This is a genomic window from Ruegeria sp. YTSA064 (genome assembly GCF_059610325.1).
In genome coordinates, this window is the sequence record NZ_JBXWNK010000002.1 from 448,460 (window position 1) to 460,158 (window position 11,699).

At 54.4% G+C, this 11,699-nt stretch carries 11 protein-coding genes; 6 read left to right on the forward strand and 5 right to left on the reverse strand.

Features of this window, described 5'->3' with window-relative positions; translation table 11 throughout:
• Positions 1-61 precede the first annotated feature (61 nt).
• Positions 62-661 (forward strand): L,D-transpeptidase, encoded by a 600-nt coding sequence (locus AC2FI7_RS04750; protein ID WP_029621788.1) that lies wholly within the window; start codon positions 62-64, stop codon positions 659-661.
• A 77-nt stretch (positions 662-738) separates the two neighbouring features.
• On the opposite strand, the gene AC2FI7_RS04755 is transcribed toward AC2FI7_RS04750, so the two are convergent.
• Positions 739-1,215 carry a fasciclin domain-containing protein gene (locus AC2FI7_RS04755; protein WP_010439833.1) on the reverse strand — a complete coding sequence of 159 codons (477 nt, stop codon included), beginning with the start codon at positions 1,213-1,215 and terminating at the stop codon, positions 739-741.
• Between the two features lie 71 nt (positions 1,216-1,286).
• Positions 1,287-2,138, reverse strand: a complete 852-nt coding sequence (locus AC2FI7_RS04760; protein ID WP_010439831.1) for a class I SAM-dependent methyltransferase — start codon at positions 2,136-2,138, stop codon at positions 1,287-1,289.
• A gap of 134 nt (positions 2,139-2,272) precedes the next feature.
• Here AC2FI7_RS04760 and AC2FI7_RS04765 point away from each other — a divergent pair, with 134 nt between their 5' ends.
• On the forward strand, positions 2,273-3,388 hold the full coding sequence (locus AC2FI7_RS04765; RefSeq protein ID WP_010439828.1) for a carboxylate-amine ligase: 1,116 nt from the start codon (positions 2,273-2,275) through the stop codon (positions 3,386-3,388).
• A 2-nt stretch (positions 3,389-3,390) separates the two neighbouring features.
• Here the strand turns inward: AC2FI7_RS04765 and AC2FI7_RS04770 are convergent, their stop codons facing one another.
• On the reverse strand, positions 3,391-4,251 hold the full coding sequence (locus tag AC2FI7_RS04770; protein WP_010439825.1) for a hypothetical protein: 861 nt from the start codon (positions 4,249-4,251) through the stop codon (positions 3,391-3,393).
• 160 nt (positions 4,252-4,411) lie between these two features.
• Between AC2FI7_RS04770 and AC2FI7_RS04775 the strand changes: the two genes are divergently transcribed.
• From AC2FI7_RS04775 to AC2FI7_RS04790, 4 genes are all read left to right on the forward strand, one after another.
• Positions 4,412-5,554 (forward strand): acyl-CoA dehydrogenase family protein, encoded by a 1,143-nt coding sequence (locus tag AC2FI7_RS04775; protein WP_010439822.1) that lies wholly within the window; start codon positions 4,412-4,414, stop codon positions 5,552-5,554.
• Between the two features lie 7 nt (positions 5,555-5,561).
• On the forward strand, positions 5,562-6,602 hold the full coding sequence (locus AC2FI7_RS04780) for an enoyl-CoA hydratase/isomerase family protein (RefSeq protein ID WP_010439819.1): 1,041 nt from the start codon (positions 5,562-5,564) through the stop codon (positions 6,600-6,602).
• 3 nt (positions 6,603-6,605) lie between these two features.
• Positions 6,606-7,478 carry a 3-hydroxyisobutyrate dehydrogenase gene (gene mmsB / locus AC2FI7_RS04785; protein WP_010439816.1) on the forward strand — a complete coding sequence of 291 codons (873 nt, stop codon included), beginning with the start codon at positions 6,606-6,608 and terminating at the stop codon, positions 7,476-7,478.
• A gap of 108 nt (positions 7,479-7,586) precedes the next feature.
• Positions 7,587-7,979, forward strand: coding sequence for a hypothetical protein (locus tag AC2FI7_RS04790; RefSeq protein WP_010439814.1), 393 nt, complete (start codon positions 7,587-7,589; stop codon positions 7,977-7,979).
• 6 nt (positions 7,980-7,985) lie between these two features.
• Here the strand turns inward: AC2FI7_RS04790 and uvrA are convergent, their stop codons facing one another.
• Both uvrA and AC2FI7_RS04800 read right to left on the reverse strand, forming a co-directional pair.
• Positions 7,986-10,844 (reverse strand): excinuclease ABC subunit UvrA, encoded by a 2,859-nt coding sequence (gene uvrA / locus AC2FI7_RS04795; RefSeq protein WP_496815401.1) that lies wholly within the window; start codon positions 10,842-10,844, stop codon positions 7,986-7,988.
• Positions 10,845-10,951: 107 nt separating this feature from the next.
• On the reverse strand, positions 10,952-11,518 hold the full coding sequence (locus AC2FI7_RS04800) for a class I SAM-dependent methyltransferase (RefSeq protein ID WP_170469872.1): 567 nt from the start codon (positions 11,516-11,518) through the stop codon (positions 10,952-10,954).
• Between the last annotated feature and the right edge of the window lie 181 nt (positions 11,519-11,699).

Genomic DNA, 11,699 nt, shown 5'->3' on the forward strand with positions numbered 1-11,699 from the left:
TCACCAATATTTTATCGCCAAATCAACTAATCGAGCAGTTCGTATCATTCCGGAGGCAACATTGTCCCAAAATCGTTTGACCCGCCGCCACGCCCTGTTGGGCGCCGCATCTCTGATTGCGACACCAGCCATCCTACGCGCCCAAAGCATCGATGCATTCCCGCAAGATGAAGAGGCGATCAGCACACAATTACCCGTCCGTCGCAATGTATCGTCATTCTCGCAGCAGAATTGGCAGGATCACTTTGACGAGTTGGGTGTTGGTGCATTGTTGGCCGATATCACCAGCCGAGCTGTGCATTACTGGGGGCCAGATGGAACCTATAAGCTCTATCCCAGCTCTGTCCCGATGAGCGAAGAGCTGACCAAGCGCGGCTATACCAAAGTCACGCGCAAAGCGGAGAACCCAAGCTGGACACCAACTGCATCAATGCGCGAACGCGATCCATCGTTGCCGGTTCGCATGGAGGGTGGCGAACCTGGAAACCCGTTGGGGACCCGCGCCATGTATCTTGGCTGGCCTGCCTACTTGGTTCACGGCACCCACGATACCCGCAAGATCGGACGCCAAAGCTCGTCTGGCTGTATCGGTCTTTATAACCAACATGTAGAAGAGCTGTATCCGCTGGTGAAAGTCGGTACTCAGGTACGTTTGGTTTAAACGGCAAATTTCTACCAGGAATTCAAAAAGCCCCGTCCATCAGGAACGGGGCTTTTTAAGATTTGGAAGTGGTAAATTTATTCAGGGATAATCACTTCATCTACAACGTGAATGACGCCGTTACTGGCTTCGATATCAGCCTGTACAACTTCGGCGCCGTTAACTTTCACACCATTCTTTGCATTCACGCTCAGACGATCACCTTGTACGGTCAGAACCTTTGCTCGTTTCCCAGCGATGTCACCAGACATCACTTTGGCTGGCACAACATGATAGGTCAGGATCGCTACCAACTGATCCTTGTTCTCTGGAAGAAGAAGAGTTTCAACGGTGCCTTCAGGCAGAGCGGCAAAAGCCTCGTCTGTGGGTGCGAAGACAGTGAAAGGCCCATCGCCTTTCAACGTATCAACCAAACCAGCGGCCTGAACGGCGGCGACCAGAGTGTTAAACGACCCGGCGGCGACTGCCGTATCGACGATATCTGCGGCCTGTGCTTTGACGGGTAGTGCAAGTGCAAATGCGGCGGCAGCGCCCATGAATGTGCGACGGAACATGGCTGTTAACTCCTCTCCAGCTTGTTATGCAGAGGATTACGGGCCTTTTAGCAAACCGGATCACATGTTGATCATTTTTCTTTGAGCTGCACCCATATGCTCTGCGCGCGACCGTCTTTCAGAAACGGTAATGCCTCCACCGCGTCGGGGCGTTCCTGTTGCAAATAATATCCGGGCCAAAGCATTGAATAGAAGCCAGATTGCAGCAAGGCGTGCAGCATGTATTGCTCGCCCCAACCCGGACAATCATAGAAGAACCGCTTAGGATATTCGTAAGGCAGAAAAACATCGTGGACGTGGATGACAACGCCCGGTTTCAGCGCCGGAATGATCCGACAGAATAGATGAGCCACGTCATTGCTCATCCGGACCACGTGGCTTGAATCGATGAAAAGAACGTCTCCGGCTTCAAGCTGTTCGAATATTGCGGGATCGACCTCTTCCAGTCGCTTTTGCTCGAACCGATCAACGACATGAGCGATATCGGCGCGCGGATACGGATCAATTGCGGTGATGGTCGTATCAAGGGCCCCGTCGATTATCGCTTGGCGTGTCACGCGGGTCGAGTTTCCGCAGCCGACTTCGATCACGCGTTTTGGCTGAAAGCAGCGGATCATAAGATAAAGCGCATCCGCGTCCGGGCTATCATAATACCCGTTGTTGGTTTCATAACCTGTCTGATTACGCGCAGGATCTTTCAGCGCCGCAAGATCATCGGCGTATCGCGTGTACTCGTCCACCAACTGTGTGATATCGAACTCTTCCATCCCTGGTGACAAAGCGTATGCCGGACGGGTCAGCCCCCCTGCCCGCTCAAACGCTTCAAGCCGCGCCCGTTCATCCTGTTCCGTGACCTTGTCGATCAGCTTCACTCCTAACTCGTCCAGAGCAGCGTTGATCTGTGGAAATTTTCTGGGTTTCACAAGGATGGCTCCAATCTGCGTTGCGCCTTTCCTTACCTTTGCTCGCGGCACCTCTGCAAGAACCCTTGAGCCAAACCCTTGGCAAAAGAGAAAATTCCGTATTCACTGATTGGAATTGAACGACGAGGACCGCCATGCAGCAGGAATTCACGTTAGGCATTGAGGAAGAGTATCTGCTGGTTGATCGCGACAGCTTGCAGCTTGCACATGCCCCAACCGCGTTGATCGAAGCCTGTCAAAGTGATTTCGAAGGTCAGGTCAGCCCCGAATTTCTGCAATGCCAGATCGAGGTCGGAACCCGCCCGCACGCCACCATCAAATCCGCCCGAGAAGACCTAAAGCGGTTGCGGTCCTGTGTCTCAAAGCGCGCGGCTGAATACAATATGGCACCAATCGCGGTTTCCTGCCATCCATTCGCAAACTGGAAAGATCAGCATCATACAAGAAGAGAGCGCTATGACGCATTGCAGCACGCTCTTGGCGGCGTTGCACGCCGAATGCTGATCTGTGGGATGCACGTGCATGTGGGGATCGAAAACCAGGCCCTGCGCGCCGATCTGATGCCACAGCTGTCTTACTTTCTGCCGCATCTCCTGGCTTTGTCTACTTCGTCACCTTACTGGAATGGAGAGGATACGGGCCTATCCTCCTATCGGTTGACCGTATTCGATAACTTGCCCAGAACCGGTTTACCTCCGGTATTCAGTAGTTGGGGCGAATATGAACGTACAACCGGAGTTTTGGTCGAACTCGGGGTGATCGAAGATACCTCAAAAATCTGGTGGGACCTGCGCCCTTCGCACCGCTTTCCAACGCTTGAAACCCGGATCATGGATGTCCAGCCCCGGCTGGAACACACATTGTCTTTGGCGGCTTTGGCGCAAGCCTTGACCCGGATGTTATGCCGTCTGAAAGCGCGCAATCTACGTTGGCGGCAATATGACAAGTTCCTGATCGGCGAAAATCGCTGGCGCGCGCAACGCTATGGCGTTGGCGAAGGGCTGATTGATTTCGGGGATCGCTCGATCAAGCCGATGGCCGAACTGATGGGTGAACTCATGGGTATGCTGGCTGAAGATACGGAAGCGCTCGGCACGATGACCGAGATTGCACGTCTAAGGCACATTGCCGAGACCGGCACTTCTTCAACCCGCCAACGTCGCGTTCATGCCGAGGCTGTCGCGCGCGGAGATGATCCAGGGAAAGCCGTGGTTAGCCATCTGATCGAAGAATTTCACGCTGATTTGTAGTTTCAGACTGCGGCCAGAATATCCTTAATCCGTTCTGCCACCGGTTCGTACAGGTCCCGGTCTGTCCAATATCCGTTGTGCGAGAACGGGTTCCAAGACGTAAATATTTTGCCCGCATTGATTGGTTTGTCTTTCAAGGCTCTGCTTTGTGCCAGCTGCGCATAGCTCGGCGCGCTTTTGCCCAACGGAAACCCAAGAACATCGTGACGATCATAGTAGTTATGCCACCATGTCGTAAACCGGAGCGCGGGTGGAAGCTCGCGATTAGGAGCCATAATCGGGAATATCTCATTCTCGGGATACGCGAATAAGAAGATCGGAATATTGCATCCGAAGGTCACGATCCCCGCGACTGTTTTCATGTTTTCTACATGTGTCGGATGAACCGGCGATCCACCCTGCCGCAGATGCCTCTGCATATCGTAGATATAGTTGGACATTATGTGCCCGCCCAGTGAGTGGGCCAGTATCAGGACGGGGCCGTCATGGCCTACCTGATGTTTGACCACACCCATCACATTCTCGATTTTCTTGTGGATCGCATCATAGATTTTGTCACCGTCATCCGGCGTTGGGCGATATGAGGCAGCATCCGACAAGTTGCACACAACAAACTCGCGCAGCTTGTCATAGCCCAAACTACGGTTGATCTTGCGCAGATAATCTTTCTGCCGACCCTGCAGGATTTGCGCCCATACAACCTCATGCCAGATCACATGGCTCATATCGGCTCCGATCCGGTTCGCGACGCGCCGCTTCAGTCCTTTCGAAAATGTTGGGGTTGTCGATGCAGGTTGCCCTTGGGGTCTGTATTGGCTTCCCATTCCGTGAATGGCGATCACGGCCATTTTGTGTGACGGCATCAGAATACTCCATAAAATCGATCTTTTGAATTTCCTCAGTATAGCGCAGGCAAGTAATTCTCCCAAACCCGGCCGCAGTGTTTGCCGCCGTTGAAAAATTTCTGTAAGGATTGAAGAATAAAACGCTTGTTCAATTCTGCAGTATACAGGGACCACCGCCATGGATTTCGCGTTGACCGAAGAACAGACAGCCATTTTTGATATGGCCTATGCCTTTGGCCAGGAACATATCGCCCCATTCGCGCGCCAATGGGAAGCTGACGGCACGATCCCGAAAGATCTTTGGCCCAAGATTGGCGAACTTGGTTTTGGCGCCCTCTACGTCACGGAAGAAGGTGGCGGATCAGGCCTGAGCCGCCTTGATGCGACGCTGGTGTTCGAAGCCCTGTCGATGGCCTGCCCCTCGGTCGCGGCTTTCCTGTCGATCCACAACATGTGCGCCAAAATGCTGGACAGCTTTGCCAGTGATGATCTGAAATCGCGCATCATGCCTGACATTCTCAGCCTTGAGACGGTGCTCAGCTATTGCCTGACGGAACCTGGTTCCGGCTCAGACGCAGCCGCTTTGAAAACCCGGGCTGAACGCACGAACGAGGGATACACCCTGAACGGCTCCAAGGCTTTCATCTCGGGCGGCGGATATTCGGATGCCTATGTCTGCATGGTCCGCACGGGTGAGGATGGTCCCAAGGGAATTTCGACGGTCTATGTCGAAGACGGGACCCCCGGCCTTAGCTTTGGCGCTTTAGAGCAGAAAATGGGCTGGAAAAGCCAGCCCACCGCGCAGGTCCAGTTTGATGACTGTAAGATCCCCGCGGGAAACTTGGTCGGTGCAGAAGGCGACGGATTCAAATACGCCATGATGGGGCTGGACGGCGGACGCCTGAATATTGCTTCATGCTCATTAGGTGCAGCGCAGAAAGGTCTGGACATGACGCTACAATACATGTCCGAGCGCAAAGCATTCGGCCAATCCATCGATCAGTTCCAAGCGCTGCAGTTCCGCCTCGCCGATATGGAGATCGAATTGCAGGCCGCCCGCACCTTCCTGAGGCAAGCAGCGTGGAAACTGGATCAGGGCGCGCCTGATGCCACTAAATTCTGCGCCATGGCGAAAAAATTCGTCACCGAGACCGGATCGAAGGTGGTTGACCAGTGCCTGCAATTGCATGGCGGCTACGGTTATCTGGCCGACTATGGCATCGAAAAGCTTGTGCGCGATTTGCGCGTGCACCAGATACTTGAAGGCACCAACGAAATAATGCGCGTCATCGTTGCACGGCAAATGCTGGCGAACCGCTGAGGGTCCAATGGCTGACATCGATATACGTACCGTAGGGCGCGCCGGGCGCATCACGTTAACTCGCCCAAAGGCCCTGAATGCACTTAGCTATGAGATGTGCATGGCCATCGACACCGCTCTCCGGAGTTGGCGTGAGGATGATGCAGTCGATCTGATCATTTTTGACGCCGAGGGTGAAAAGGCTTTTTGTGCGGGTGGCGACATTGCAGAGCTATACGCAACTGGCACCAATGGCGATTACGATTACGGCCGTACCTTCTGGCGCGACGAATATCGGCTGAATGCCATAATCTTTGAATACCCCAAACCTGTGATCAGTTTTCTGCAAGGCTTTACCATGGGCGGCGGTGTCGGCATTGGCTGCCATGGCAGTCATCGCGTTGTTGGTGAAAGCTCGCAGATTGCTATGCCGGAGTGTTCGATCGGTCTGGTCCCCGATGTGGGCGGAACACTGATGTTGGCGCTGGCGCCAGGGCGTCTGGGTGAGTATTTGGGAACAACCGGCTACCGAATGGGGCCCGATGACGCAATCTTTGCTGGCTTCGCTGATCATTTCATTCCGCAAGACCGCTGGGCGGGCCTTATCGAAATGTTGGAAGCTTCCGGTCGTGCAGAAATTGTTGAAGAGCACACTGAAACTCTCCCGAAAGGCAAACTGGCCGAGCTCCAACCTCAGATCGACGCGTTTTTCGGCGGAGAAAGCCTGACCGATATCCTGAACATCCTGCGTAGCGACGGCCTAGAGTTTTCTTCGGAAACTCTCAATGGCCTTAAACGAAACGCACCGATTTCGATGGCCTGTTGCATCGAAATGCTGCATCGGTTGCGCGGACCAAATCTGACCCTGCGCAAGGCTTTGGAGATGGAGTATCGCTTTACCTATCGCGCGATGGAACACGGAGATTTTCTGGAAGGCATTCGCGCACAGATCATAGACAAGGATCGCAATCCAAACTGGCAATTTGCAGATATGAACGTACCTGCGGCGGCAGTCTCTAATATGTTGCAACCATTAGGTGAGAACGCGCTGACCTTTTCAGAGGAGTAAGGGATGAAAATCGCATTCATTGGACTGGGCAACATGGGCGCCCCGATGGCAGCCAATTTGGCAGCGGCCGGTCATGAAGTGGTCGGCCATGACATGGCAGACATATCGATCGATGGTGTGACGATAGCCGCGTCAGGGGCCCAAGCCGTTTCTGGCGCAGAGGCGGTCATCACCATGCTTCCCAATGGCAAAATACTGCGCACCGTGGCCAATGAGGTCATTCCTGCGATGCAGGGCGGTGCGGTTCTGATCGACTGTTCGACGGTAGATGTCGACAGCGCCCGCGCCGTGGCCCAGCAAGCCACAGACGCCGGTCTGCTCTCGGTGGATGCTCCGGTTTCTGGTGGAATTGGCGGTGCCGCGGCCGGCACGCTGACCTTTATGGCTGGTGGTTCTGATACCGCTTTTGCCAAAGCCGCCCCTTTGTTTGAAATCATGGGCCAGAAAGCGGTTCACTGCGGCGAGGCGGGCGCTGGTCAAGCCGCCAAAATCTGCAACAACATGATCCTCGGCGTCACCATGATTGCCACCTGCGAGGCATTTGCACTGGCTGACAAGCTAGGGTTGGACCGCCAAAAAATGTTTGATGTGGTAAGTACTTCTTCTGGCTACAGTTGGGCGATGAATGCGTATTGCCCCGCGCCGGGTGTTGGCCCCGAAAGCCCTTCTGACAATGATTATACCCCTGGCTTTGCCGCCGAGTTGATGCTGAAAGATCTTCGCCTCAGCCAACAGGCTGCAGAAAGCGCTGATGCAGATACTCCCATGGGAAAAATCGCAACGAAGCTTTATGAACAGTTTGTCGAACACGAAAATGGCTTAGGTCGCGATTTCAGCGCCATGTTGCCACGGTTCGAGAAGCGCGGCCGAAGCTAACACTCTGGCAGCGGAAAACCGCACAGGGCTGGAATACAAGGAGGCGCGCTCCTACGTGATTGGGTATTGTACAAGCAAATACAAACACCCACGCCGGAGTGCGCCTCGATGAAAATTCTGACCTGCCTTTCAATGATCGCCCTGATTGCGCTGAGCCCAGCCGTAGCGTTGGCCGGGAATGGCAATGGTAAAGGTAAAAACAAGTCCAAGTTGCAGGTCGAACGAGTCGCTCCGCAATCTGGTGTGGTGCGTAGCAATGCTGGCCATTGCCCTCCGGGGCTTGCGAAAAAGGCTGTGCCTTGCGTGCCACCCGGGCAGGTCAAAAAGCTCTACCGAAAGGGTGATCGGCTTGATGACTACATCTGGATTGACGACCCTTATCGCTATGGATTGCGGCGCGGTGGCAACTATGTGCGTGCCGGTGACTATGTCTATTCAATCGACCCGGACACGCGCAAAGTGTTGAACCTCATCGGCGCAGTTGCCGATATCCTCTACTAGAGTTCGCTATTCAGCGGCCACACGTTCAGTATTGAGCATCGGTTTTAGGTAGCGTCCGGTATGACTGTTCTCGCATTCCGCGACATCTTCAGGTGTGCCCTCTGCCACGATCTGGCCGCCTCCGTCGCCTCCCTCGGGACCGATGTCGATAATCCAGTCGGCGGTTTTCACCACATCCAGATTGTGTTCGATCACCACAACCGTATTTCCCTGATCCACCAGTTCGTGCAGCACTTCTAGGAGCTTACGAACATCTTCGAAGTGAAGACCGGTTGTCGGCTCATCAAGGATATATAGTGTTCGCCCGGTCGAACGTTTGCTGAGCTCTTTCGACAGCTTCACGCGCTGCGCTTCACCACCAGACAGCGTTGTTGCTTGCTGACCGACCTTAATATATCCCAGCCCGACGCGCGCAAGGGCATCCATCTTGTCTCGGATCGAAGGCACGGCCTTAAAGAACTCTTGCGCATCTTCGACAGTCATATCAAGCACATCCGCGATAGACTTACCCTTGAATTTGATCTCAAGCGTCTCGCGATTATAGCGCGCGCCCTTACAGGTTTCACAAGTCACATAGACATCAGGCAGGAAGTGCATCTCGATCTTGATCACACCGTCACCCTGACAGGCCTCGCAGCGTCCACCTTTTACATTGAAGCTGAAGCGACCGGGTTTGTAGCCACGCGCCTTGGCCTCAGGCAGGCCCGCAAACCAGTCGCGGATCGGCGTAAAGGCCCCGGTGTAAGTCGCTGGATTTGAACGCGGAGTCCGGCCTATCGGACGCTGATCGATATCAATCACCTTATCCAGATGCTCTAGACCTTTAATCGTCTCGCAAGGCGCCGGTGTCTGACGCGCACCATTCAGCCGCATCGAGGCGGTTTTGAACAAAGTCTCAATCGTCAGGGTGGATTTACCGCCTCCTGAGACCCCAGTAACACAGACGAACTTGCCCAGCGGAAAGTCTGCCGTGACATTTTTCAGGTTGTTTCCGGTGGCCTTGACCACGCTCACCTTCTGCTTCTTACCTTTTCGCCTCTCTGCAGGTACCGCAATTTCACGCGTCCCAGACAGGTACTGACCGGTAATCGAAGCCGCATCACCAGCGATGTGATCGGGCGTGCCATGGCTGACGACCTGCCCACCGTGAACACCAGCCCCGGGTCCAATATCGAAGACATAGTCAGCCTCGCGAATGGCCTCTTCGTCGTGCTCTACGACGATAACGGTGTTGCCCTGATCGCGCAGGTTCTTGAGTGTCCCCAACAGCCGGTCATTGTCGCGTTGATGCAGACCGATCGAAGGTTCATCAAGTACATACAATACCCCGGTCAGGCCCGATCCGATTTGGCTGGCCAAACGAATGCGCTGGCTCTCGCCACCGGACAAAGTGCCACTTGAACGTGACAGTGTAAGATATTCCAAACCCACATTATTCAAAAAGCCGAGCCGTTCGCGGATTTCCTTCAGAATGGCCCGAGCGATTTCGTTCTTTTGCGCAGTCAGATGGTTCGGCGCATCCTCAATCCAGGCCAATGCCTCTCGGATCGACATCTGGACCACCTGCCCCACATGCAGTCCTGCAATTTTTACAGCCAGCGCTTCTGCGCGCAGACGATATCCCTCGCAGGTGCCGCAGGGACGATTGTTCTGATAACGCTCGAATTCTTCGCGAATCCAGGCGCTGTCAGTCTCGCGATATCGGCGCTCCATGTTGGGTATGACGCCCTCGAAGCTGCGCGTGACCTGATAAACGCGACCACCTTCGTCATAGCGGAACTGGATTTCCTCATCGCCAGAACCACGCAGGAAGACCTGCTGAACTTTATCGGGCAAATCCTTCCACGGCGTGTTTTTGTCGAACTCATAGTGCCGCGCGATGGCTTCGATGGTTTGCAGGAAATACGGGGATTTCCCCTTCCGCCAAGGCGCCAAAGCCCCATCATACAGCTTCAGCGTCTGGTCCGGCACAACGAGGCGTTCATCAAAGAACAGTTCAACCCCCAGACCGTCGCAATCGGGGCATGCTCCGAAAGGCGCGTTGAATGAAAACAGACGGGGTTCGATCTCGGGGATCGTGAACCCACTGACCGGGCAGGCAAAATTCTCACTGAACGTGATCCGCTCGGGGTCGCCCTCTTTCGGTGCGGTTTCGAGAATTGCAATCCCATCGGCAAGATCTAGCGCTGTCCGCAGGCTGTCAGCCAAGCGCGTTTCCATCCCTTCACGTACAACCAAACGATCAACCACGACATCGATATCATGTCGGAACTTCTTATCCAGCGTTGGCGGTTCATCCAACTCGTAGAACTCGCCATCGACCTTGACGCGCTGGAACCCTTGTTTGCGAAGTTCTAGGAATTCCTTTTTGTACTCGCCCTTCCGGTCCCGCACGATTGGGGCCAGCAAATAGCCACGGGTGCCCTCCTCCATGGTCATGATCCGGTCGACCATGTCTTGCACTTGCTGCGCCTCGATAGGCAGCCCTGTGGCCGGGCTGTAAGGCGTTCCAGCACGAGCAAACAACAGACGCAAATAGTCGTAAATCTCGGTCACGGTCCCCACGGTTGAGCGGGGATTCTTGGACGTCGTCTTCTGTTCGATCGAAATAGCAGGGCTCAGGCCGCTGATGTGATCTACATCGGGCTTTTCCATCATATCCAGAAACTGCCGCGCATAAGCCGACAAGCTTTCGACATAGCGGCGCTGACCTTCGGCGTAGATAGTGTCAAACGCCAGCGAGGACTTGCCCGAGCCAGAAAGACCGGTGATCACCACCAGCTGATCACGCGGAATGTCGACATCAATGCTTTTGAGGTTATGCTCGCGCGCTCCGCGCACCTCGATATTCTTCAGCTCAGCCATTCTGGCCCCCAACAGATACGTCTTTCAGAGATAAGCGAGCAGCGCCGAGTCTCCAATCGAAAAGTTAGAACAAAGCAAGAACTAGCGGATTTTCTCCGGCTTACCAACTACTGAATCGATTTCCGGGCCAATGCCCATGCGCAAATTGGGAAATCCGGGTCATTTTCCAATTCGTCGGTCTCGGGATCGTAGGTCGGTGGCCAATCCAGTTCCAGATTTCGTTGGGCTGCATGGCGATTGCCCCACTGCTCTGCCTTGATGCCAGTCGGATCAAAACCGCACTCACTTAGCAAATTCTTCAATCCTCGCGCAGTCCACCGAGAACAATCCTGCGGAGCTGCGTGAAACGGAATGAAAAAAGGCACTGCGAGCCAGAAGTAACCGCCAGGTCGCAGCATCTCCAACACATTCAAAGTCGCTTCATAGGGTCGATCAAGATGTTCCCAAACCTGATTGGCCAGGATCAGGTCAAATTGCCGGACTTCTCCGTGTTCATCCAGCAATGGTCCGCAGCAGATATCAAGCTGACGCTGCCAGGCTTGCGTATAGTTCTGAAAGGCGAATTGCTTACCCCAGGAACCTGAAATCTCGAAAGCCTCCAGCTTCTGCGGATTGAGCCCATGAATCCACTGACGGCTGCGTCGGGCCATCACGACCCGGTTCAAGCTTGTCATGAGCACCCTCTCGGACAGAATTGAAACGGACGGAAACGTCATGCCAGACCTCAGGACACCCTGCAATGCGATAGCGTGGGTATGGTGTCTGATTTCAAAGGAAAATGGCGCGGTTGACGGGGCTCGAACCCGCGACCCCCGGCGTGACAGGCCGGTACTCTAACCAACTGAGCTACAACCG